This is a genomic window from Pseudomonadota bacterium (assembly GCA_018823135.1).
In the GTDB taxonomy this organism is placed as follows: Bacteria; Desulfobacterota; Desulfobulbia; order Desulfobulbales; family CALZHT01; genus JAHJJF01.
Genome location: JAHJJF010000029.1, coordinates 1 through 24,756 on the forward strand (window position 1 = coordinate 1; position 24,756 = coordinate 24,756).

The 24,756-nt window shown below is 49.7% G+C and carries 21 protein-coding genes; 5 read left to right on the forward strand and 16 right to left on the reverse strand.

All coding sequences use genetic code 11. The annotated features are described in order from the left end of the window. From KKE17_02260 to KKE17_02315, 12 genes are all read right to left on the reverse strand, one after another. Positions 1 to 914, reverse strand: a 914-nt coding sequence (locus KKE17_02260; protein MBU1708804.1) for a glycosyltransferase family 2 protein, incomplete at its 3' end; no start/stop codon positions are given. Between the two features lie 75 nt (positions 915 to 989). Further along, a complete protein-coding gene (locus KKE17_02265) occupies positions 990 to 2,330 on the reverse strand; it encodes a lipid biosynthesis B12-binding/radical SAM protein (GenBank protein MBU1708805.1) in 1,341 nt (446 codons plus the stop codon). Positions 2,331 to 2,332: 2 nt separating this feature from the next. Then, positions 2,333 to 3,607: a radical SAM protein gene (locus KKE17_02270; protein MBU1708806.1), complete on the reverse strand. Its 1,275-nt coding sequence runs from the start codon at positions 3,605 to 3,607 to the stop codon at positions 2,333 to 2,335. A 70-nt stretch (positions 3,608 to 3,677) separates the two neighbouring features. Next, positions 3,678 to 4,184, reverse strand: coding sequence for a hypothetical protein (locus KKE17_02275; GenBank protein MBU1708807.1), 507 nt, complete (start codon positions 4,182 to 4,184; stop codon positions 3,678 to 3,680). A gap of 141 nt (positions 4,185 to 4,325) precedes the next feature. Beyond that, positions 4,326 to 5,351 (reverse strand): radical SAM protein, encoded by a 1,026-nt coding sequence (locus tag KKE17_02280; protein ID MBU1708808.1) that lies wholly within the window; start codon positions 5,349 to 5,351, stop codon positions 4,326 to 4,328. A 69-nt stretch (positions 5,352 to 5,420) separates the two neighbouring features. After that, positions 5,421 to 7,562: a cobalamin-dependent protein gene (locus KKE17_02285; GenBank protein MBU1708809.1), complete on the reverse strand. Its 2,142-nt coding sequence runs from the start codon at positions 7,560 to 7,562 to the stop codon at positions 5,421 to 5,423. A gap of 153 nt (positions 7,563 to 7,715) precedes the next feature. Then, complete coding sequence (locus KKE17_02290; GenBank protein ID MBU1708810.1) at positions 7,716 to 8,759, reverse strand: nucleotidyltransferase family protein; 1,044 nt, start codon at positions 8,757 to 8,759, stop codon at positions 7,716 to 7,718. Positions 8,760 to 9,072: 313 nt separating this feature from the next. Continuing rightward, positions 9,073 to 10,893 carry an ABC transporter ATP-binding protein/permease gene (locus KKE17_02295; GenBank protein ID MBU1708811.1) on the reverse strand — a complete coding sequence of 607 codons (1,821 nt, stop codon included), beginning with the start codon at positions 10,891 to 10,893 and terminating at the stop codon, positions 9,073 to 9,075. 1 nt (position 10,894) lies between these two features. After that, on the reverse strand, positions 10,895 to 12,412 hold the full coding sequence (locus tag KKE17_02300; GenBank protein MBU1708812.1) for a radical SAM protein: 1,518 nt from the start codon (positions 12,410 to 12,412) through the stop codon (positions 10,895 to 10,897). Then, positions 12,384 to 13,466 (reverse strand): hypothetical protein, encoded by a 1,083-nt coding sequence (locus KKE17_02305; GenBank protein MBU1708813.1) that lies wholly within the window; start codon positions 13,464 to 13,466, stop codon positions 12,384 to 12,386. The genes KKE17_02300 and KKE17_02305 overlap by 29 nt, the downstream gene beginning before the upstream one ends. A 445-nt stretch (positions 13,467 to 13,911) precedes the next feature. Then, the gene (locus tag KKE17_02310; protein ID MBU1708814.1) at positions 13,912 to 14,196 is read right to left on the reverse strand and encodes a PqqD family protein; all 285 of its coding nucleotides are present in this window, start codon (positions 14,194 to 14,196) and stop codon (positions 13,912 to 13,914) included. Positions 14,197 to 14,236: 40 nt separating this feature from the next. After that, positions 14,237 to 14,707, reverse strand: a complete 471-nt coding sequence (locus KKE17_02315; GenBank protein ID MBU1708815.1) for a lasso peptide biosynthesis protein — start codon at positions 14,705 to 14,707, stop codon at positions 14,237 to 14,239. Positions 14,708 to 15,140: 433 nt separating this feature from the next. Between KKE17_02315 and KKE17_02320 the strand changes: the two genes are divergently transcribed. The 3 genes from KKE17_02320 to KKE17_02330 all read left to right on the forward strand — a co-directional run bounded on the left by KKE17_02320 (position 15,141) and on the right by KKE17_02330 (position 16,775). After that, complete coding sequence (locus KKE17_02320; GenBank protein ID MBU1708816.1) at positions 15,141 to 16,058, forward strand: lysophospholipid acyltransferase family protein; 918 nt, start codon at positions 15,141 to 15,143, stop codon at positions 16,056 to 16,058. 31 nt (positions 16,059 to 16,089) lie between these two features. Then, positions 16,090 to 16,329: a hypothetical protein gene (locus KKE17_02325; GenBank protein MBU1708817.1), complete on the forward strand. Its 240-nt coding sequence runs from the start codon at positions 16,090 to 16,092 to the stop codon at positions 16,327 to 16,329. A gap of 290 nt (positions 16,330 to 16,619) precedes the next feature. Next, complete coding sequence (locus KKE17_02330; protein MBU1708818.1) at positions 16,620 to 16,775, forward strand: hypothetical protein; 156 nt, start codon at positions 16,620 to 16,622, stop codon at positions 16,773 to 16,775. A 578-nt stretch (positions 16,776 to 17,353) separates the two neighbouring features. On the opposite strand, the gene KKE17_02335 is transcribed toward KKE17_02330, so the two are convergent. From KKE17_02335 to KKE17_02350, 4 genes are all read right to left on the reverse strand, one after another. Continuing rightward, a complete protein-coding gene (locus tag KKE17_02335) occupies positions 17,354 to 18,292 on the reverse strand; it encodes a hypothetical protein (protein MBU1708819.1) in 939 nt (312 codons plus the stop codon). Between the two features lie 111 nt (positions 18,293 to 18,403). Continuing rightward, positions 18,404 to 19,126, reverse strand: coding sequence for a metallophosphoesterase (locus tag KKE17_02340; GenBank protein ID MBU1708820.1), 723 nt, complete (start codon positions 19,124 to 19,126; stop codon positions 18,404 to 18,406). Between the two features lie 203 nt (positions 19,127 to 19,329). After that, a complete protein-coding gene (locus tag KKE17_02345; protein MBU1708821.1) occupies positions 19,330 to 21,969 on the reverse strand; it encodes a cation-translocating P-type ATPase in 2,640 nt (879 codons plus the stop codon). 35 nt (positions 21,970 to 22,004) lie between these two features. Next, a complete protein-coding gene (locus tag KKE17_02350; GenBank protein MBU1708822.1) occupies positions 22,005 to 23,489 on the reverse strand; it encodes a carboxypeptidase M32 in 1,485 nt (494 codons plus the stop codon). Positions 23,490 to 23,788: 299 nt separating this feature from the next. Here KKE17_02350 and KKE17_02355 point away from each other — a divergent pair, with 299 nt between their 5' ends. Further along, positions 23,789 to 24,193, forward strand: a complete 405-nt coding sequence (locus KKE17_02355) for a hypothetical protein (GenBank protein ID MBU1708823.1) — start codon at positions 23,789 to 23,791, stop codon at positions 24,191 to 24,193. Between the two features lie 152 nt (positions 24,194 to 24,345). Next, entirely contained in the window at positions 24,346 to 24,747 is a 402-nt protein-coding gene (locus tag KKE17_02360) for a hypothetical protein (GenBank protein MBU1708824.1), read from the forward strand. Positions 24,748 to 24,756: the final 9 nt, after the last annotated feature.

A 24,756-nucleotide genomic window follows, 5' to 3' on the forward strand; every position in this document is an offset into this window, starting at 1 on the left:
ACATAGACAATGACCACGGTATGGATGGCAATGAGCGGCAAAGCCCCCAGAAAAATACCCATCCACACCGCCACGGCAAGCTGGAATGCAGAACTGTGTTCAAGGCAGATCCGCTTGAGCAGTTTGACCGGATGAAATATTGAAACACCAGGCTTTGACAGCTCCACTGATTCCCTGGGGCATTCCATCAGGCGTTTATGGGGCCAGGGGTTGAGCGCCCGCAGCACCAGATTTGTGTGGAGCACGGTCAAGCGGAAATTGTCCTTTATCTGATGAAAATGGGAGGCCCTTTCTTCCCTGGGCGGGTAATGCACCGAAACCGGCACCGAACGAATGGGAATCCCTGCCCAGGCCGCCCTTGCAAGGACTTCCACCTCAAAGGCGTATCGTTTTGAGCGAATTTTGAGATCCAGCAGTTCCTGCACCGGATAGAGCCTGAAACCGCTTTGTGTATCAGGGAGATCCTGACCGCATTCCAACCGCACCCAGAAATTTGAAAAAGCCCGGCCAAAGAGGCTCGCCCGGGGAACAGTATCCTGCACCATGCGCCTGGCACCGATGACGATTGCCGGCATTTCCTGTGCTGCATCGGCCAGCAAAACAGCTTCGGAAGGATCATGCTGATTATCCGCATCCACGGCAATGATGGCATTATAGCCCGATTCAGCGGCGATTTTTGCGGCTGCCTGGATGGCAACCCCTTTTCCCTGGTTTGGCACCAACCGATGCGTTTCACACGGGAGATCAGCAATAGTCTGCAGACCACCGTCCGTACTGCCATCGTCAACCACCAGCACCGGCCAACCGGCGTCCAAGGCTCTGGTGACAACCGTCCTTACGGTCCTGCCGTGATTATAAAGCGGAATCACCATGAGTATTTTGGCACGGAAATCTTGATTATCTTTATCAGGCATGTTGCTTAAGTTAAGTCGCTACAATCTCCCGGACGGGCAAAGAAGGATTTATTATACATCCGGCATGAAATAAATTTACTTTTTTCTGCTGCGGACAAGGAAATCCCACATCGGCCCGACATGACCGTTGTGGTGTAAATGGCGTATCCTGTCTTCCATCATCGATGCCGGATATATCCTGTCGAACCGGCCTTTCCAGGAAGCGGAGACCATTTCATTGATTTTCTGTTCAGCAATTTCCGGAGAGAAATAAAAAACCGGCTCGCGCATGGGCTGGTCCGGGGCAATGACTCCCTCACGAACCGCCCGCTCAAAAATTGCAGTACCCGGCAGAATCCTGATCCCGGAAAAAGCAAACACTACCGAGCCGTCGAGTTTTTCAACATTCTTTAACCCTTGCACAAGCGTCTCTTCGGTTTCCCCGGGCCCCCCGAAAATAATGAAATGGGCGCACGATATTTCACTGTCTCTTGCCAGTTCATCAAACCTGAGCACATCATCAAAACTAAAACCCTTATCAAGGCCCGCAAGGGTAGTGTCCGTCGAGGCATCAGTGCCTAATTCCATGGCGCTTAAACCCGATCGAACAAGCAGGTCAAGGTGGTCTTTTTCAATTTTATTGGGCCTGAAATAGCCGCACCACGGCGTTTTGTTGCCGGCCCGGATCAATGCCTCGGCAACTTTCAGATAATGGCCCGCAGCATCATTAAATACAGAATCAGTAAAGAAAATATACGGTGCGCCGAACTCCCTTGAAACCCGCATGACATCGTCAGCCACAGCTTCGGGATCGCGGAACCGATAGCGATTGCCTTCCAGACTCGGGTACGAGCAATAGCCGCAGTTATAGGGGCAGCCGCGCTTGGTCTGAATATTGAGCATTCCACCCCAGCCGAGATAATAATCCACTGCCTGCTTATCGTATTTCACCGGCCGCCAGGGAGTGTCCGAGGGTTCGGATCGCAGGATTCGCTCCTTGGGCGGCTTGCCTGTCTCAATCTGGTCGGCAAGCCAGGGAAGCAGCAATTCTCCTTCACCGATAACCCCGTAATCAGCTTTCAAGAAATCAAGCAGCTCTTCGGGCAGGATGGAAAATGCCGGGCCGCCAAGAACCACCGGAACGGACGTGCATTTTCGGACAATTTCCATGGTTTTAACCACTGCGTCGATATAGGTACGAGGGGCGGTACTGTCCACCGTATCGAGATTCCTGATGGAGAGCCCGACCAATGCGGGACGGAAGTCGGCGAGATATTTCTCTAAAGAATCGGTGCCGCCGTTTGCGAGGATATCATAATGAAAAGCGCGATGACCGGCCTCCTCCAGGGCACCGACAAGATGGGCCACACCAAGAGGATAGACCGGAAAGGGTGTCACAACCTGGTTGGTAGAAATCAACAGGCAGTCAATTCCCATTCTCAGGTACCTTGATTCAATTGCCAGTCACGGCGGCGACTGGTGAGCCGGGGCTGAGATTTATACGTATCATCGGCGATCTCCTTCTTGACAACACTGTGAAAAAGTCTTGCCATGCGGAGTGACTGGGACATTTCCTTATAGAACATATCCCAGGCGTAATGATACATTTCCTGAAGCTTCTCCGGGGTCATTTTTGCCGGTTTAAAACAAACCTCGGCCGTGGTGTAACGGCACCAGTCCTTATGAAGAATTCTGCCCTCTTTTTCGTATTGATCGGTGACCGGGGTGTGGGGAAAGGGTGTGAGGATAGAAAATTCCGCCATCTCCACATCAATTTCAAGGAGAAAATCAACCAGCCGCTTGATGTAATCAGCATCCTGATTGTCCGGCCCGAGAAGGACCGCCGCCTCAACGCCGATACCATGATCCTTAAGCCTTTTCACCCGGTTGCGGATAACATCCGAGGTGTCGAATACCGCCTGATACACGTACCAGCATCCGGCATCGGCAGCTTTTGCGACAATATCATCTTCATCGAGAATAGGATGACTGATCCACTTTTTCTTGAGCGGTTTCAGCGCTGCAAAAAGTTCAATGAGCCAGTCCCTGTCCTGAGCAAGGGAATTGTCCACCATAAACAGTCGGTTATTGTCGATGGCGGCGATTTCCTCAACCACCTTTTCAATAGGCCGCGGCCTGAACTGGCGACCGCCAAGATATGCGGTGGCGCAAGGAAAACAATTAAAACGACAGCCTCGCGAAGCATGCACCAGATCCACCATCTGCACCCCCCGGTAGATATAACGCTCGCGATTCAATATATCGCGGCGCGCCGGACCGACGCTTTCGATGGGCGGAAAATCATGAAAATAATCATAGCGGGGCTGAAGCTGCTTTTTCAGACAATCGCTGAGAACTTGTGCAAAACGTCCGCCCTCTGTCTCGCCCAGAAAAATGCTGTCCACTTCTTTGGCAACTTCCTCGGCATGGAGCATGACGCTGATGCCGCCGGCGATCACCGGAATCCCCATTTCACGATATTTCCTGGCAATCTCAATGCCACGGGGGATCTGGCAGGTGAGCATCATGGAGAGGGCGATAATATCGGTCTCTGCGCTGAAATCAACAATATCAACATTTTCATCGATAAAACGAACTTCATACTCAGCAGGGATGGTGGCGGCAAGGCACACCGGACCATGAGGAGGGAGATGAAACTCGGTCTGCTCGGGAATTTTGGGCCATTTCGGGTAAATCAGGGTTACATGGGGCATGTTTAACTCACATTTTTTTTGTTAAAAACGAATCAACAAATCTTTATTATTATGAAAGCAGCAAAAGCAGTTATCTTATTATCCTGAACCGAGCTTCCTTTATCTCTTCATCGCCAGACCTGAAATAATCCAAAGCACCGGCAACCATTATCTGGAAAAATCCTTCACTCAGCCATCGCTGTGCTTCCGAAACAGCATCCTCAAAGGGATTTTCAGAATAGATAGAGTACACCGGACCTGTAATGCCATAATGGCTTGCAGCCTCGGCAAGAGCGGTGTTCGCCAGGGTGTAGCTGAAAAGAATAGGGCTAGCCGTCTCCAGGCCATGGGAAAGAGTCTCGGCAAAGGCAAGGTCGGTTGCAAGAGAACCACGCCTTGTTCCGGCAATCAAGCCAAAAGAATATTCGCCTCTTCGGTCTTTCCCGTCAAGCAGACCGGAAGCATGAAGAACACGTCCCACTTCTATAACCGCCAGGCGACTGACCGAATCCATCCGCCCCCAGCGCTTGGGAACCGCACCAACAATCGCCAGAAGGTCCTCACTCAGATCATCCTGATCAAGATAGTCGAAACTCATGAGAACTCTCTGCTGAATAAGCATGAAGAACAAAAAACCATTAAAACCTGAAGGAAAACACCCAAAACCATATTATCCGGTGTCTTGTGCCGGATCCTCTCAGCTGAAAGAAAAAAATATACACCTAATAACACAATAAAATCAAACGATTGTTTGTTTTTCCACCGCCGGACAATCTTTCTTACAGGGCAAAGGAGCCTCAAATGCCGGACGCTTATTCAGGGCGTTCATGGTATGCGCAACACACCCCCCCGTGCATTGATTGCGTTTTTTATATTTGCACAGAACACAATCGCCCATGGCGCCAAGCTGCTTATAGGGATGCAGGAGATCATTGTAAAAACTCGCAATCTGATTCCGGGTCTTGAAATGCTCAAGCTTGGTGTTTAAAACCTCGGCTAGCGGGAAACAGCTCCAGACATCAAGGTCGGGGCCGATGTCGATAATCGGCCCGCAGACACATTTAAAACCCTCGCTGCATTTGGCAAGTATGCCGATTTCCTCTTCTGAAAACATGCACAGCGTCAGCCCGCAGTCAAAGCCCAGAAGCACATCGCGCTTTTCACATTCCAGCGCCATCCGGGCAATAAATTTTCCGGTTTCACGATAGAGCCCCGTACCCAGGTGACTGTTTTCGGCGCCGACAATCGGCTGCGCAATGCCGATGCGGATATGTCTGCTTAATTTATACCGGTCAATATAATCCAGAAGATATTCATACTCCATTTCAGGTTCGGTAAGCGTCACCCCAAGCTGCAGGTGGCTGCCGAATTTCTCAAGGGCATAATGAACCCGCGCCCGCTGCTCTTTCGTGTCCTTGGCCTGCGGCGAGACATTACAGAGAAATGAAATCTTTTCAGGATCATGTTCGGCAAGGCCGTCGGCCACTTTTCTAGGCATCATGCCGTTGGTGAAAATATGCACCCTGAAACCGCGGCCGATGGCCTCATCGACTATGGAAAGAAATTCCGGGTGCAGAGTCGGCTCACCGCCAAGAAGGCGAAGCTGTTTTTCGTTGGACAATTCGAGAAAATCCATAACTTTGCGAAGATTTTCGCGCGTCATGAAATTGGATGACGACTCTCTGCTGGATTTGCCGATTCGTGTTTTTGCAAAACAGAATGAGCATTTACGGGGACAATAATTGGTAATAAAAATATTCGCCATGGTTTTACCTTGTATCCTTTTCGGTCTCGAAAAAAGTCTTTTTGCCAGCAAAGACTCAGTAAGGGATTGTCAGCATTCTTCTACAAAACAGGGGGGCCTGTTCTGCGCGTGACTGACCAGACCCAGATATTCCAGATCAGTCATGATTGATCTGGAATTATCATTCAAGCGCAGGGCATATTCCAGCGTCCTGTGGGGCAGCCGCAGCCATTGTTTATTTGCAAGGCAGCATTCAAACGCCACCGCCAGTTCATTTCTCCATTCATCTTCTCGAAGGTCAAGTTCTGCAGGCACGGTGATTACCCCGGGCATTATTTCAACGATGGTCATTACCGCCCGCCGATAATTTTCCGGCGACGAGTCTCCCGGAAGCAGCACGATATCCAGTTGCGGATTCAACACTGCATACCCGAGAAGAGCGATGGGCCGGATAATTTCTTTCAAGTTCGCGATCCGGCGTTTGAACGCATCAGATGATTCCGGATCATTGAGGTCCGGCGCTTCAAGAAAAGTCCGGTAATGCCAGATACCGCTGTTGAACAATCTGCCGATCCGGTCTTTTTCAACCAGAAATTCCGGCGGCGCGACAAGTTTTGTCCTGAGTACCGAAGCAAGCTGTAATTGTCCGGCGTATTGCCGCAGGGAAACCTCCGGAATGTCGCTGCCGGCCAGAAGCTCGATATCCTTGCCGGCAAGAGGGCCGTAGCCAGCTTCCCGGTCATGCCATTGCCGCGGACTATTCTCCGTATCAGCGGAGATCGCGCATCCGGAACAGTTACAGGAGCAGGGGGAATTAAGCGGCATGATTATCGTGCCCCGGCTGTCTTCCTTGGGCGACGCATACCACGGCGCTTTACAGTAGACCGACCGGCCGTTCAGGTTATACGTCTGCTCAAAAACCTTGGAGAGTGCCTGGGATATTTTCAATTCCCTTTCCGACATCCAGGGCGTGGAAAATACGTCATACGGCGGATTGGAATCATACACATAGCCTAATTCGTCGGCCTGCCTGCGCAACTGAGTGCCGTTCAACAGACGGAGTTCGTTGAGAAAAAGCTGCGGCGGTTTTTCATCGACGACAAAACGGATCCCCTGCAGAAAGGTCCCTAATGTTTCGTAAGGAAGTCCGCAGATCAGATACATGTTGAAGGTGGCCCCGGATTTACGGAGCCGGCTCAAACCCTGGCGGAACTTCTCCGGGTGGTGTTTGCGCCTTACCGCTTCAGCAGTATCGGGATTCATCGTCTGCAGACCTACATCAACCACAAAACCCTTGTCAAGCATGCCGCCGATCTCTTCGGAAATATGCTGGGCATAGGCCTCCACCAGCAGGATGGTATTAGGATTTCGAGCACGTAATTTCCTGAACAGGTTTGAAATGCTTCGCAACCGCTCAGGGTCGCTGTTACAGATCACCGGGTCCATCATGTGAAAATAATCCGCCCCCTGGGCAACCATATATTCGATCTCCAGGGTAAGCCGTGCCATGGAAGCGGAGCGAACCTTGCGGTCGCTCCCCCCTTCAAAGCAATAAGTACAGTGGAAAGGGCAGCCCCGCGCCCCTTCCAGCATCACCCCCAGCTTATAATTGCGCCGCGGCTCAACCAGTCCGGCAAGAATGACTGAAGGCAGGTCATCAAGGCTTTTGACTATGGAGGCCGGACCGGAAAAACAGGGTTTTCCCTGAATACTGTAATGCAGCCCTGAAACGCTTTGCGGTTCACGGATATCCGCGGAACCAGGATGCCATTGCCGCAGAAACTCGACAAAGGAAAGTTCGCCCTCGCCGTCAATCACATAGTCAAACTCCGGCATCACCTCAAGGGGATTTTCTATTGAATTCGTGCATTCCTGGCCACCGGCGATTATCTTGACTCCGGGGTTTTGTTGCCTGATAATTCCTGCAAGTTCGCGGGATAATTCGCGATTCCAGATATTCACTGAAAAGCCGACGATATCCGGCGAAAGCTCACCGACCAGCTGCGCCAGATCATCCGAAGCCTCATTGTTTGCCGCTTCAAGAAAACGGATTGAGAACCCTTCAAGAATTTTCTCCCGGCTTACAACCAGACTTAAAATCCTTACCGGCAGGGAATAATATCCCGGCACATTGATGGCGATCAGCAGAACCCTGGTCTTGTCCCTGGCGGACTGCCATTGAGGGTTGTTACGGTTTATTTCCAGATATTGACAATTATCAGTCTCATTCATTCCAGTCACGCATGAATATTTAACAAGTTATTCTACTGCTTTGGTCAATCGGCGGTTGGCATTATGGTACAGGCAATATCTCTCTGAATCGGTTTTTTTATGATTCAGACAAAACGAACAACCTGCAGTCTCAGCAATCCGAGTCGTTACATATTATTTCAACCTGACCGGTAAAGTCTTAAAACGTTTGAATACGGTTTTTTTAAGCAGATCGGCAAAAACAACGATGTTGCGTTTCGAAAACAGCCGAAGCATCTCCCGAAGTATTACCGGCAGATCTTCGGCAACGTAGAACAGGGCGCGCTTGGTCTGCAGATAATCAATCAGGGATATCCCTGAAAAGAGCTTGTTTTCAAACGTCTGCAGCATCTTTTCAGGCACCGGGGGCAGATTGAATTTTTTCAGAATGTCATCCCGGTCAAGTTCAAAAAACCCAGCAATAAACGCCAGGGTAAAATGCGCCATCTTTGACAGCCGCGCCTTCCGGCAAAAGCTCACAACCGATTCCCAGTCCAGATCTTGGCGCCTTAAAAAATACCCTATATCAACAAGCGCCTGAATTTCATCAAGCTCATGGTGTATAAAGGCATGGGTGATGAGACCGATAATCTCTTTGTCATCAGGAAGCCTGAAGATGAGCCCCTCCGGGGTTTCATGGGGCAGCCTTGCCTGCACAAACTCGTCGGCGCAGATCTTTTCCCGGTATCGTTTATTAGTCAGCAGCGACCAATGAATCTCAACAGTGATCCCTTCAATCCGGTAAACATACTGACTGCGAAAAAAATTAACCGGCTCGAACCCTGCCTCTCTCATGACCGCAAACAGCCGTTCGCAATCCGCCGGCCGGACCAAAAGATCAATGTCATGCATGGGCCTGAACGAAATATCCGCATAAATCCGCTGCGCAAGAGAAAGTCCGCGCATCGCCACCGCCGGGATCCCAGCCGCCTCAAGCCACCCAAAAATCCGGGTTGCGACTTTCAGTTTCAGCGTCCCCTGCGCCAGGTACTGCATTCGTGCACCAAACCATTCTCCGGTAAGGGACGACGGCATTTCACCCGGGGTAAACATCGATGAAAATATCCCTTCCAGGTGCCGGGAACGCACAAGAGCATTCAACGAATGCCAGTTGATCCGGTCCTGATGGATTTCAGGTGCCCCCTGCTGCCGGATAAAGGCGGAGAGTGATTTTCTCACAAGCGCCACTTCGGGGGCTGTTTTCAAACAGGAACAAGGCATAGTTTATTTCCCGACTCTTTCCCTATCAATCTTACTGTTGCCGCTGCGTCACACCTTATGTACAGTGCAAACCCGCATTTCTCACGGACACCCCCATCAATGATCAATGGCTTTAAATACCCTGGTCTCAGATAAATTTGTCTGAGTTGTCCATGATCAGAGTGTAATAAATACAGCAACCAACAACTAAGGTTAAAATCCGCCAAAGGCAAACCGATACAGCCGCATCGCTATTGTCTCAGGGAGTTTGGCATATGCCTATAGAGCCAAACTAGCTGTTGCGCGGAGCTGCTCCCGTCTCAGTTTGTGAGAAAAGCGGGCCGGTATTGTTCCTTTCCGGGTCTGACAACTCTTCCGGGGCTACTTCCCGCAGCCGTCCGTTTTCAAGAAGCATGATGCGATCGCTGTGTTCCATGATGCTCCTGCGGTGTGAAATATGAATAACGATGAGCTCGCCTGCAAGCTTGTCAACGGATTCAAGAATTCCTTTTTCGGTTCCCGTATCAAGCTCACTGGTCGCTTCATCCAGGATCAGCACGGATATCGGCCGCACCAGTGCTCTGGCCAGGGCGATCCGTTTTCGTTCACCGCCGGACAGACGCTCACCCCTTTCGCCAACGGTTGAATGCATGCCGTCCGGCAACCGATCGATGATTTCTTCGCAGCCGGCGAGCCGTGCCGCAGCGAGAATCTCTTCCGGCGTCGCCTCAAGGCAGCCGTAACGGATGTTTTCCTCAATGGTCGTATCAAAAAGAAAAGGTTCCTGGGTAACTATGCCGATCTGTTCACGCAATGAATGAACTGAAATGTCAGTTATCGCCTTGTTGTTGATGTAAATCATCCCGGCCCCGCTGGGATAAAAACCGATCAACAGATCAACCAGCGTCGTCTTACCGGAACCGCTGGGGCCGATCACCGCAATCCTCTGCCCCTGTTTTATTTCAATATTAATATCGGTTAACACCGGCCTGCGTCCGTCATAGGAAAAGCCCACATCACGGAAACTGATGGTTTTGATCCTCGCCTCAAGCTTTTCCTCTCTGCCGGTCTCGCTCAGCTGATTGAAAAGCCAGGTAATCCTCTGCACGGCGGCAAACCCTCGCTGCAGTTCGACAACCGCTCGGGATAATTGCTTTACTGGATTCTTGATGCTGTATGCAGCGGCAAGACAGCCGACAACTGCGCCGATGGTCGTTAACCCCTGGGAAACCTGATAATACGCCAGCACCACCATACCGATGAGGGCGATGCCGTTGGTCAGGTCTGAAATCGGCGAGGCGGCCGACTGCAGGAAGACCGCCTTTTTCCGTTGCCGGACAAGCTCTTCACCGATCCTGATAATTTTATCAATGTGCAGCCGCTCCAATGAAAAGGATTTAATCTGTTTTACATTGGTAAGGGATTCGATGATCGTGCCGAGCATATTCCCCTGGCTGTCAAGAAAAGACCGTTCGGCGTTCTGGGCCTTGCGACCGAAATGTGTCACAACAAGGGTCAGAATCGGCATGGAAACAATGACCAGGACAGCAAGCATGAAATTGAAATAAATCATCACCCCGACCAGACAGATGATCAGCAGCGGATTGAGCCAGAATGCGGTAAAAAGCTGAATGACACCGCCTGCCGCAGCGGACACGTCGTTACTCACAAGACTTGCGATTTCTCCTGTCCTGGTCCGGACATGCAGATCAAGGGATCCTTCATGAATCTGCCGGTATAAATCCACTCGCATGTCGTTCATGATCCGCACATGCAGAACGGTCATGATATACTGATTGACAATCTCAAGAAAATTTCTCGCGAGCATGATTAACAACCCGATAACCAGCCAGGTCAATACCGGAAGGAGCTCTGCCTGCGTCTCAAGCATCTGTGTGACTTTTTTGAAAATCCAGGGTGCAGCCCCGGCAGCACTTGCCATGGGAAGGGACGCCAGAAGCGCAACTGACAGATTTTTCCGATACGGCCGCGCATATTTCCAAAGGAAACGCAGGAAAAAGCCCCATGAAACCTGGCCTGTCCCCACGACTCCCTGCGCAGCAGAGCCCCCCGGTTTTCCTTCTGCGCCGGCCTGAATATATACGGTACTCATCTCATTCTTCCCCAGAGGCTCGTTGTGAAGCCCGGTAACTCAGACAGGCGCCGACGCACCGCGAACCCTTCCATAAAGGACAGGCCGAACAGTGCTCGAACAAGGGCTTATTAAGCAGCGGTTCTATCCGGGCCGGGAAGGACGCTGCGGCATCCTCAATGGTCTCGTATTCGTAAATCACCTTCCGGTTCATAAAGCTTAAGCCCAGACAGGGAAGAAAGGAAAAATCCGGATTAACAACAATATTATTCCGGTAATTGTTAAAATGAATGGGGCAGTTGATATTGTATGAACCGCTGTGCAGCAGGATTGAAGCGGTTTTTTCCGGAAGCAGGCATAGAGGAAAAGGCTTTACCAGTTGCGGAATCAAACCCCGTTCGACGCATTCCCGGGTAAGGATTACCAGCAATCCACTGTAGTATTCAAGGGTTTCGGGCCGGATAAAGGTATTGCCGCGCTGCGCATTGGGCATGGGCACCGCAGTTCTTACTTCGGAGATCCCCAGTTCCTGGGCAATTTCAGCATAACGGGCCGGGTTGTCGCCAAGGGTGAAAAGGTTGCATCGCAAGGCGGTATTGATTTTGTTTTCAACAAGTCTTCGGGCATTTTCCTTATAGCGTTTAAGAAGAGCTGGCTGGTTGATGGTTTCCACCGTAAGATGCAGGGTCACTGAGACCGGATGGCGTTTTACCAATGCTTCAGCAATCCCGGCAGGGAAAAGACCGTTTGAGGCGAGGTAGAGATCGAGTCCTAAGCCGGCGGAATAATCAAGGATTGCCGGGAGTTCGCCATACAGGGTCGGCTCCCCGCCTGAAAGCCCGAGCAGGGTAATGCCCTGCCCGGCAACCCAGTCCAAAAATTTTTCAACTACATCCTTTGAGGGATCCTGCCTTGCCTTTTCGACTCCGGTTCCGGCGGATATACAATAGGGGCAGTTGAGCTGACAACGAAGGGTCGGCGAAAAACAAACCTGGGAAGGAAACTGCTTTTTTTTCAGCTGACCCGCCATCCCGGTGAATTGCTGTAATTGCCGATCCAGCCCCCGCTTCTTCAGCCTTTGTTCATATTGCCTGATTGCCCCGAGAAAATTAAACATCCTTGAATGAAAACGACCGGCCCGGTCATCATCCAGTTGTTCGACGGCATCAATGCATATTTCAACAAAACCATCGCGCCCCTCAATTTTCGCAGAGCTTCTGAAAATCCATTCCGGAATCAATGAATGCGGCCCGGCTGGGAGCGGCGAATCATCCACCCGGCGCTCCGGAAGCGCCGCCCAGGGAATCAATGCAAAAAGCCCTCGTATGGCTTCCTGGGCAGATATCTCGCAGTCACCGGCCAGCAGACGAATCAGCGCCGGCATGGCATCATTGCCCCTGGCAGCCAGATCGCGGACCATTGTTTTCCGAATGTGGACATCAACGGAGTCAGCGGCAACCCGATATCCCTCTCCCCTTCCCGCGCCGGGATTTAAGGATTTTTCATTGCCGTCAAGCCGCATGCTCGCTGCTCCTTTCACACAACCACTTCCCCAGGGCAACCGGGTCAGGCCCGGTCTGCAACCGGTAGGTGCGGGCCCGGGATATGACATCAAAAATCAGCTGGCCGGATTCCGGCCGCAACTTCTGCTTTCTGGCAAAGGTTGCGGCCTTGATAAGAATCCCCAGGGAATCCTGAAGAGGAATAGGTTGCACAGAGGGTCCCTTGCCGGAAACCTCAACAAAATAAATGACATTTAAACCGGTCTTGCCGATAAAACAGTCTTCGCCGTATGCCAGTCTCGGATCGAGAACCTGTTTATCAGTGATCGAATCACGACGCGGAAGATTTTGAAGTTTTCCCAATTCAGGGAAAAAAGATTTTGTATCAGTGGTAAGATTGATCGGTTCAGGAATACCGTGGATCACAAGACCGCTGGAATTGTCTTTTACGACAATCAGGTCATCGGCGAGGAGTCGCGCCCCCTGGCGGAGAACCGCAATGGAAGTGGTGGTTTTACCGCCGCCCGAGTCGGCGACGATCATTGCTCCGACCCCATTGGGAAAAAAAACCCCTGCACTGTGAAACAACAGAGAGCTGTCGGCCTGCATTATTTCCTGAAGCAAGGGCACAAAAACCGCCACTGGCGGCAGCAGAATGGATTGCCGAGCCGAGGTTTTTCCTAATATCAATTGCAGGCGTTGCGGGTTATTTAAAAACCTGCCGCAGACGAAACTGCCCTCGTCGGCAAGCACCGCCGCGATCTCGCCGGTCTCTGTGTAAAACATACTGACGGTTTCAGGACCGGTACGGTTATTCACAACCTTTTCATCGAGCCAGGCAGGCAACGCCCTGCTTGGATAATAATCTTCAAAAATCACTTCAACGGGTATGGGGTTGTTGCGGCTGGCTGCTGCATCCTGCGCCGAGCAGAATTGCAACGGATACTCAATAGAGTTCCGCGCATCAAGATTATCCCCGAAAAATTTCAGCCCTGTTCCATTGGGTAAGAGATAATTGCTCGGCTTGATATCACTATCTGTTCTGCTGCTGTTATTGGGCTGCATAATCCGGATTGAGACGTTACTTTTCAAACGAAGGGGATATTGATCCTGAAAGAAAAATCCCGACTGAGATAATCATCTGAGGCTGGAAGTCATTATCTGGGATTGATGCCCGTGCACAAGTCTTAAAAAGGTGCGGTCATCATTTTTTCTTATTACCACATCATTAATTAATGAAGCTCCCCGCGTCGGGGAAACAAGGCCTCCGAACTCGGGGAGCTTCATTAATGGTCCTATCAAAGCAATCCGCTTTCTGCACCTGTCGGCATTGCTTAATGCCGGTCGCCGGTTTTTGCGGATAAACTGTGCGATTAATCAATAGTAGTAATAGGTGTAATAATAATAAGTCGCACTGACGGACTCAAGGGGCTCATGGCATTCAAACATTGGCGCTACATAGGTTTTCTTCATCTACATCTCCTCCTTTAATTATCTTTCGATTTGTTTATTGGTCCACCTTACTCAACAAAAACCATTACTCCCGGGTGACAAGAGCGCTGGCGCTCAACCCGGCAATAAAATGGTCAATATCCTTTTGGGCCTGCTCCGGAGAAACTTCATATTCCTTGATGATTATTTTAATTATCTCTTCCTCGGCTTTGTTCTCAGTCAACGACAACCAGATAACCCGGCCGATCTCATTAAAGGTGTAATACTTACCGGTTGGAAGATGCAGGACCACCATCTGATCGTCCACATCCCTCCAGGTGAGCTCCTCATTAATCTTAAAACCGTTTCCACCGTCGCTAGTATTGCTCATGACCGCATGCTCGCTTATCTGTAAATTTGTAAAAAATGTATCAGCCTTTTTTAAGCCGGTGGATCAACAGCTCTTCATCCGCCTGGCCTATCCAGTAGGTTGTCGCAGAGTCGGCGCTGGCGCCCATCTTCAGCGGATAAAGGAGGTGCTGATCTTTATCCTCATAGACCACACGGTCATTGATCGACAGCCAGCAATGCCCCTCGATTTTTTTACCGGCCGAACAATTATTAAGGCCGATATTCAATATCGCTTCCGTACCCAATTTACGCAGAACGACTGCCCTGGCATACCCAAGATACAGACAAAGATGACCGGTATTTCGAGCGACAAAACGAATAACCCGGTCAATCCGCTGAACAACCGCATCAATATATCCGGAAGGAATGTCGCCCTCTTGAACGATGACCTCCGGCAAGGGGATCCAACGATTACTGCCAAGCCGGTTGGAAATATAAACCTTACAGGCAGCAACCAGGGTTTCCTTTAATATCCAGAGTCGCGTCTTCACCGGGAAACCATATGTCCTGTGTAATGTCTTCACGGCCCGGGCGGATTAGGAAAAAGGTTCTTTACGGAATAAAACACCTGGACAAACAGCCACCGAACCACATCAATAATGTGCATGGCTCATTCGTCCATAATCCTTGCCGTAAACCCTGATGATTTCTCACCGCCTTGCAGTTCAACAACAATTATGCCGGCCCCTCACCGGCATAAAAAACACTAATCAAATTTCTCTAACACAGTATAACCGAGGCCTTTGAAACAGGAAAAGAAAATTACCAATTTACCGTTGTTTCGGCAAGAATTATTTTTTGTGAAAAAGTTACGTCTTTCCTCCTTCTGCATAACCGATCCCCCTTGACACAAAAAAGCCATCGGCCTATAGTCAGCATTTCCTGAAATACATGCAACACCTCTTGCAGCAACAAATTTAAATTATGCCGAACAAGACATTACATAAAAGAATCAGGGACGACCTGTTCTACCTGCTGATTCTCTTCCAGGTAAAACTGCTGAGGCTCCTGCCCAGAACAATCGCCATGGGAATCATGCGGACAATGGGGCGTCTTCTTTTTTGCACTGCACGACGGGCAAAAAAAAGAACCATCAAACATCTCACCATGGCCTTTGGAGACGAAAAAACACCCGAAGAGATACAGAATCTCGCCCGAGGGGTTTTTCTCCACTTCACCTCAGCGCTGGCTGACATAATCCGTATGCCGAACCTCCTGAAATCAGGCCTTGATGAATTAATTACTGCAGAAGGGATTGAAAACCTCGATGCGGCCTTGTCAGGTGGCAAGGGCGCCATGATGATCACCGCCCATTTCGGCAACTGGGAACTGCTCGGTGCCTGGCTTGCCAAGAACGGCTATCCCATGAGTGTTGTCGGCACATCGCTTTATGACCCGCGCCTGGATAAAATTATCGTCGAAACCCGAAAACTGGCGGGCAACAACTTTATCGCGCGGGGGAAAGATACCCGGGAGATTATCCGCTGGCTCAAAAAAGGCAAACTCATCGGCATGCTCATTGACCAGGACACCAAGGTCCGGGGAGTTTTTGTTGATTTTTTCGGGAAACCAACTTACACCCCCACCGGTGCCGCTGAACTGGCCCGAAAATTCAAATTGCCCATTGTGCCGATATTCATGCGCATGAATGATGATTTCACTTATCATATCGAATGCGGCAAAGCCCTGCACCAGAACTACTCCGATGATCCGGAGCAGGATATCATTGACATTACACAGAAATGCTCCGATACTTATGAAGAAATTATTCGCAGACATCCAACACAATGGGTATGGATGCATCAACGGTGGAAAACAACCCCCGAGAATCCCATCCCCTGATCAATAACTTTTTTATTCACAAGGAGTCCCCATGAAGAAAACAGCACTCACGCTTATAACCATCCTTGTCTTTGCAACTCTTTGCATGACCGGCTGTTCCAAGGAAGAAAGCAAGGTAGATAAGGCCAAGAATGAGATCCAAAAATTTACCGATAAAACCGCGGATAAAGCCGTTAAAAAAATAAAAACGCCCATTGACAAGGCAAAGAAAATAAGTCAGGTCGGCTCTGAGCGACTGGAAGAAATGGAAAAGGCCCTGGAGCGCCATTGATCGACTTCTTCTCCGGCCTGGATTCTTGCTCACCGTTACAGTTAAACGCAGGATCTCAAACTACTTGATAAGCATCCGAGGCATAACTCAACCAATCCAGCAAAGATAGCATTCCTACGGAGCTTCCCCCGCAGTTACGCCCAAGCTTCAATGGTGCAGCGGTCGCTTTCACTCTTTATTCATTTCGCCTGACAATCACTTTTTCCTTGACTTCACCTAACAACTAAAGCTATTAAGCAGTTAAGAATTATTTTCCCACTGGTTACTCAATCTTGTTTCAAGGAAACTGCATGGATTTTTATGTAATATTTCTCGTCGGCCTCATGGTCTTTGCCGTCCTCATGATGGTCCTGGTCTATTGGACCTCCAGAATCGGCGAGGACGAAGACCCTAAAAAACAGGACGACACCTCGGGATCAAACAATAAGAAATTTGGGTCCAAATAAATTATTAGCTCCATCTCGTGTATCTTACTCAAAGATTGCTGCAACTATTCCGCTTGATAGGCTCCTCGAAAGAGATTACAAACCGAATCGTTCCAGAGGCGAACAGCGTCGCACTTTGCCCCTCTTTAGCTGAAAAACCCCCCACCTGAGCAATTACCAGATCACATTCTTCCTGTTACCCAGAATTTCTTACAGAATTAGCCCTGATATTTCACGAGTTGAGCTGGTTGAAGAGAAGATTCAGCCTGATCGACTCGCCCTCCGGGTGAGTAAGTATAAAAGTATAAGTTTGATGTCAACGGTACAAACTGTACTTTCTGGAAAGGCAACGTATTGCTCAATAAATCTTCTCAATTCAGGAAGTTATGCAACTATATCCATTTTACTCATGAAATATATTAGGGTTAGCGCAGACTTCGAAGATGGTCGCAAGATGTTGGAAAGGGTTGTGAATAGGAGGCGCACACCGAAAAATGCATGAAGGCTTACTGTCAGTCAGGCGAGTTTATTTTTCTAGTGAAACGAAGCAGACAGAATATTTTCAGGCTTCGCAGCAGATCGCTTGCGAGAAATACGGGTTAATACATATAGTACATCACAGCCACGACCATGATGCTCCCCATCCTGAATATCTGATTGTAGAGAACAATCTCCATTGCCAGACGGGGTGAAAAAATCCCGGCGTAATACGGAAACTGGTGGCGCAGAGCGCGCACCGGCGATGAGAATATGTTTCCCACCAGAAGGGCCAGAACAATCTCCCGGCTGCCAAGGGTTCCCGCATCAAGCAAGGCTCCGGCTGCAGCAAGGCCTGCGGTAAATTCGGCGGCGATGTGAAAAACAACAATGCCCAGACTCTCCGGATGCAGCCATGAAAGAAATGCAACGTGCTCGGCGATGAACAACTCCAGCTGGTTGAACATGCCAAACTTGTTAAACAGAAAAAATCCGATATAGATCGGCACCGTAAACGTAAGGATTTTCCGTATCCGTACCTTGAATCTATCCCACGCCTTATGCAGTACGTCCTGCCATCCGGGTGAGACGTTTTCCTCCAGCCTGCAGGTCACGCAAACTTCGTCATCAACAGGCAGCAGGAGTCTCCCCACCAGAAGCACAAAAATGGTCCGAAGAAAAGCAGCAAACAGGGTAAGCCCCACATAGACAAAGGCGGCGGATTTTATCAACGGCACCGTGATGAAGAACATGGTGGGCAGATGCAGAAAATAGGTGGGCAGGCTGTTAAACAGGTTGGCGAGGATCAGCTCTTTTTTTGTCATCCGCCCCTGATCATAAGCCTCGGCAAGCATGGTATTTGCCGAGATCCCGGAAAAAAAGGCCATGGAAAAACTTGCGCCGCATGTGTCGGAAAGATGCCCCATACGAATAAGCGGCCCCGCGAGCTTTGCAACCTTATGGGTCCAGTTGAGGGCCTCGATAACATTCGCCACAAGGAGACCGATTGAAACAAAAATCATCAGTTTCAATAATGGCCATCCCAGGCTTGCCCAGAGCATTGTCAGCGTTTCGATACTATCCACCTCCTTGAATCCCGGCACCCCTGAGTGACGCCGGTGCCCCTTTCGCAATACGCTAAGGCCGTTTTCCTTAAACCGGCAGCTAAAATCCTACCAGAGTCTTGTGGCGTTATAATCCGGAAATCCCAAAGCGAGAATCTTATCTACCGTCACCTTGATGTCATAAGGCACATATCGCACATCAACACTGTTTGCCTCCGCATCCCAAATGACATATTTCGCATGATTATCACCGTCCCGAGGCTGGCCGACACTGCCGACATTAACGATATATCGCCGGCCTTGTTCAAGCTGAAATTTTCCCATATCAATATTTCCAGAAAATTCATCGCCTGCCGAACAAAAAATAGCCAGATTGTGGGTGTGACCGACAAAGCACAACGGTTTTTCAAATGCATCAAAAGCTCGCTTGAGTTCCTCTGTTGAGGGGGAAAACATATACCTGGTCACAGAACCCGGCGGTGAACCATGGACAAAGCGGGCCCCCCATCGCACCATGGCATGGGGCAATGTCCTGCAATAACGAACGGTTGATTCGGAAATCAGTGTTTCTGTAATCCTTAGGGATTTCCTGGTGCTTTCATTGAGCCTTTTCATGTAGCCGGGACTGATTATCGCCATTTCATGGTTACCCATGACTGAGATGATCCTTCTGTCCCGCAATAATTGCACCGATTCTTCCGGCTCAGGGCCATAGCCGATGGTATCGCCCAGGCAGACGATGCGGGCAACTCCCTGCAGATCAATATCCTTGAGCACTTCGCGAAACGCTTCGAGGTTGCCGTGGATGTCTGAAATAACTGCCGTTTTCATGAATTTGAGAATATCCTTTTATGGCTCTGAACTAGTTTCAGCTTGAAATTAATAAACCCGTGCTGTTGTTTATGAGATCCTTTCGGCTCATGTGTTTGTGCTTTTTTTTAACTTCTTCGCTGGTCGACTAAATTCGAGCCGGTGGCAAGGAACCTCAAGGACATCATGAAACAGCTTAAAAATTACTAAGAGCCACAGATCCTTTAAAAACCGCGCCGCCCGAATAGCAATGGTGAAACAGCATAATGGTAAATCAGAAAACCAACGTAGAATGCACATCCGCCGAGAGCCAGAAAGCCAAGCTCCGGAATACTTAAGGGGACAATTTTAAACAGCGAATACAGCGGTGTGTACATGAGGAGTGCCTGCAGGGCGATGGAAAAAACAACCGATGCCCAGATCCATGGGTTTGAAAAAAATGGCACCTGATATCCTGTGCGAATCACAAAAACCAGAATCACTTCATACAAAACAACAAAATTGAACACCATGGTCTGGCCGAGAATCAGCTCGTCGGACCCCGCAGCACCGCCGAACCGGATAAAGATCAACAGGGCAATGATTGTGCCGATAACCCCGAGGACGCCGATCAAGACCAGATGCCGCAATGGCAGAATCCCTTCACTTCTCGGCTTGGGTTTCCTGTGCATAATTTTTTCCCCGTAGGGATCGACGCTATAGGCAAGGGCCGGAGCGCCGTCGGTGACCATATTGATCCACAGGAGAAGGATTGCGGTCAGCGGCAGATTGAGTCCGAAAATCACCGCCAGAAAAATTATCAAGACCTCGCCGAGATTACCGGAGAGCAGCAGCATGATGGATTTCTGGATATTGTCATAAATCCCCCGGCCCTCCTCAATGGCATTGACGATATGCGAAAAACTGTCATCGAGGAGCACGAAATCAGCCGCTTCTTTGGCAACTTCGGTACCGCTGCCCACGGCTACTCCGATATTCGCTTTTTTAAGCGCCGGTGCATCATTTACCCCATCGCCGGTCATCGCCACCACATGGCCGTCCTGCTGGAGCAGACCTACTATTCTCTGCTTATGCTCCGGAATCACCCGTGCAAAAATATTGGTCTCATCCTTCAAGGCGCTAGCCAGTGCCGCATCATCCATGGAATCCAGCTCATCGCCGGTGAGCACCTTGCCGGTAATGCCGATCTCGAGACCGATTGCCTTGGCGGTTTCCTTATAATCACCGGTAATCATGATCGTCCTGATTCCTGCAAGCTTGGTCTTTTTTATGGACTCGATCACATCGGGACGCGGCGGGTCGATCATTGCCTGAAGACCGACAAAAATCAGATTCTCCTCAATAAAATCAGCACCTGCATTGATCTCCTTACAGGCAAACGACAGTACCCGCATGGCATCGGAAGCGAAGCGGTCATTCTGCTGCATTACCTGTTCACGGAATTGATCAGTGATCTCAACGCTCTCGCGGTTGATCAGGACGTGGGTGCATTTCTTGAGGATCTGATCCGGGGCCCCCTTGACGAACATGCGCTGTCGATTTTCTAAAGTTGCCAGCACACTCATGAGTTTGCGGTCGGAATCAAAGGGCAGCTCATCTTCGCGTTGCACCTCAAGATCGACCCCTGCCTTGCGGGCGCTCACCAGCAAGGCCGCCTCAGTCGGATCGCCGGTTATCACCCACCCTGCATCTTTTTTACGCAAGGTCGCATTATTGCAGACCAGACCAATCTGAAAAAGAAGCGAATCAAGTGGAACGGACAATTCCCCCTGCGGATCATATCCGGCGCCGGTAATTAAGGCTTCGCCATCCAGCGTCCAGGCGCGGCGAACGGTCATCTTGTTCTCGGTGAGGGTGCCGGTCTTGTCCGTACAGATCACATCGCAGCTGCCAAGGGTTTCCACCGATGAGAGTTTTCTTACCAGGGCTTTTTTCCTGAGCAGCCGTTTCACCCCGACACTCAAGGCAATAGTCACCACCGCAGGCAACGCTGTTGGCACCGCGGCCACTGCAAGACTTATGGCGATAAAGGCAAAGGCGATGAAAGCCTCGCTGGAAACCACGCCTGAAGTCATATAATCCCGGGCAAAGGAGGCGATAAACACAATAAAACAGATAGCAACGATTGCGTAGCCGAGTTTCTTGCCAAACACGTCCAGACGCCGCTGCAGAGGAGTCATTTCCTCGGTGGCTTCCTTGATCAGGCGGGTGATTTTACCGATCTCGGTGAGCATGCCGGTGCCGGTAACCACAGCTAATGCATTGCCGGTAACAATTGATGTGGAGGCAAAAAGCATATTGGATTGAGAGCCGATCTGCACATCCCGATCCAGGGAAACGTCATTCTTATCCACCGGCACGCTTTCACCGGTGAGGGCCGATTCTTCAACCTTGAGACGCGTTGCCTGGATTATGCGGACGTCCGCCGGGGCTTTATCCCCTGCTTCAAGAAAAATGATATCCCCCGGGACAAGAAACCGGGCATCAAGGGAGCGCCGCTCACCATTTCTGATCACCGTTGCCTGAATCGCGGTCATCTGTTTCAGGGCTTCAAGGGATTTATGGGCGGAAAGTTCCTGAAAAAAACCGATAAAGGCATTGGCCAGAAGGATGATCAGGATAATTGTCGAGTCAACATATTCGCCAATGACCAGGGAAAAAACCACCGCGAAAAGAAGAATATAGATGATGAAACTTTTAAACTGGCTGATGAAAATCAGCAGCGGGTTGATCGCTGATTTTGTCTCAAGTTCGTTCAGGCCATATTCTTCCTGCCTCTTGTTGGCCTCTTCTTCACTGAGTCCGGATTTTGAAGTCTTGAGGCCGGTAAGAACCTCTTCAACCGATGATCTGTAATAATTCATATATTATATTCCTTGATATTCCGGGATTATACTTTTCAGGCTTTCAGCCATGCCATTTTATTCTTGAGATAATCAACAAAATACCGGGAATTGAGCTTCTCACCCGTCACCCTGACCAGCAATGCTTCCGGTGGATAAACGCTGCCGTGCCGGTAAATGTTATGAGAGAGCCATTCCTTCACCTTATGCAGATTTCCGCCAGCGATATCTTTTGCATAATCCGCTTCAAGCTCGGTGTATGTATGCCAGATCTGCGCTGCTGCGAGATTGCCGATGGTATAGGTGGGGAAATATCCGAAACTGCCGTGCGCCCAATGGATATCCTGGAGCACGCCGTTTGCATGGGAATCCACTTCAACCCCCAGATATTCCTTGTATTTCTGGTTCCAGGCCCCAGGAAGGTCGGCCACTTTAATACTGCCCTCGATCAGTGCCCTTTCAAGTTCGAAGCGCACCAGCACATGGAGGTTATAACTGACCTCATCGGCTTCGACACGAATAAAACCAGGTTTCACATGATTGATCCCCCTGACGAAATCCTTGACACTCACCCCCCTGAAATGCTCAGGAAAATCTTTCTGAAGCTCCGGGTAAAAATGTTCCCAGAACGGCAACCCACGACCGATGATATTTTCCCATAAGCGCGACTGGGATTCGTGAATCCCCAGAGATACGCCGGTATCAAGGGCGGTATGCATAAGGTTCTCGTCTATTCCCTGTTCATAAATACCGTGGCCGCCCTCGTGCAGGGCGCTGAAGATGAATTCGATACTTCTCGGGCTGTAGCGGTTGGTCACCCGCCGGTCATTATGGCCCAGGGTTGTGGAAAACGGATGGGTTGAAACATCCTGCCGGCCCCGCGAAAAATCATAGCCGATTTCAGCAAGGGCTTTTTCGGCAAATTGCACCTGCCGCCCCTGATCAAAATCCCTGTCAAAAAACAATTCACTGTCGGGGTTTTTCCGGGCCTCCCTGATCATTTCCACCAGCGGTTCTTTCAGCCCGGCAAACATCTCCCGGACCTGCAGAGCCGTCAGCCCCTCTTCGTAGATATCCAGCAGGGCATCATAAGGCTCATTTGTATAGCCGAGATACTCTGCCTGCTGTTTGCTCATTGCCACAACTTTAGCGAGCACCGGCTCAAAACCGGCAAAATCAGACTGCTGCCGCGCATCGATCCAGAAATGCAGGGCCTCGGAGGTGAGCCGGGAAAATTCCGCGACAAACTCCTCAGGCATCTTTGTATTCTGGTCATAACTTCTGCGCATCACCCGGACAAGGGCCTGCTCGGTTTCCGAATACTTATCAAGCCCGTCTTCAGCTGCTTTGAGCAGATCGCCCAGTTCTTCAGAAACTTCTTTCCGGTGAATCACGGCACTCAATGTTGCCATCTGGCTTGCCCTTTCGGAGGCGGCACTTTTCGGCATCATGATCTCCTGGTCCCACTGCATGAGAGCCATGACATGGTGCATATCGGTCAACTCCAGGGTGCGCTTCCGCAATTTATCCAATATTTCCATATACATATACCATTTACATAGTAATCTTATCGCAACATCCCACAAAGACCTTTACCGCAGCATAGTATCAAAAAAAACAGTAACTGGATATAAGCTCATTGATCTTTTTAGCAGTTTATGATGAAATCATGATTATATCTGAGCCAACACTGATACCTTTATCCCTATGGCATACTATTATTATTCTTGACCGTTTGGAGTGATAATTACACGTTGAAAATATCCACCCTGATAGGCGAACATCGATATTTAGATTCAGCTATTGCAAAACAATGCAAGCTTTGCAACTGGAGTTTGGCATGCCGATCAAATATACAATTATCGAGGGCAAGAAACTTGTTCTCGCAGTTGGCCAAGGCCTAATCAACTTTGATGATCTGGCCCGACATATTGATACCCTGGCCCACGACCCGAAATATATATCCCCCATGAAAAAACTGGTGGATTATAGAAACGCCTCCCTGGTTGAACTTAAAAGAGAGGAAGCATATATGTTCACCCAGAAAAAAGCTCAATTGAAAGACAAATTCGCCAATGAAATGTGTGCGATAATAACCAAAAATGATTTAGATTTTGGCACGTCACGGGTGCATGGCGCGCGTATTGAAGCTTCTGATATACACACGAATGTCTTTCGAAACATCAAGGATGCCTTGAAATGGCTGGAAGTAGAGCTTGATGAAACAGATCTTCACCTTGATTAAAAACCCCGGCCGCACGCAAATTACAGTTCCGGCAAGATTATCCGAACCTTTTTCAGTTGACACATTAGCCGCAGCATTTGCAAAGACCGGCGATTTTGAAAACGCGGAGTACCTTGCCGCTGCTTGAAAGTATATTCTTCCGGAGAAAACCGATGGACTACAAAATCGCAAAACATACCGACCGACCCTATTACCAGATCGAAATATCCGGACGCTTTGACGTCCCTGATCTTGAAAATTGCTATATGGAGATAATCAATTATCCCGGTTGGGCTCCCGGCATGGATATCCTCTGGGATGCCAGGGAGTGCACATTCGAACACCTGACGAACGATGACCTCAGTTCAATTGGTGACATGACTGCAAAATATCAGGAACTGCGCGGGAAAGGGCTTGCAGCGTGGGTGGTTCAGAGAGATGTTGATTTCGGGATTTCCCGGATGTTTGAGATGCTCACTGAAGGGAAAGTAATATTTAATTTCAAGGTTTTTAAAACGATGGATGCTGCAAAGAATTTCCTTTCAGATTTCAATAGAGAGAAAGCGGGACGATAGACCCCGGCG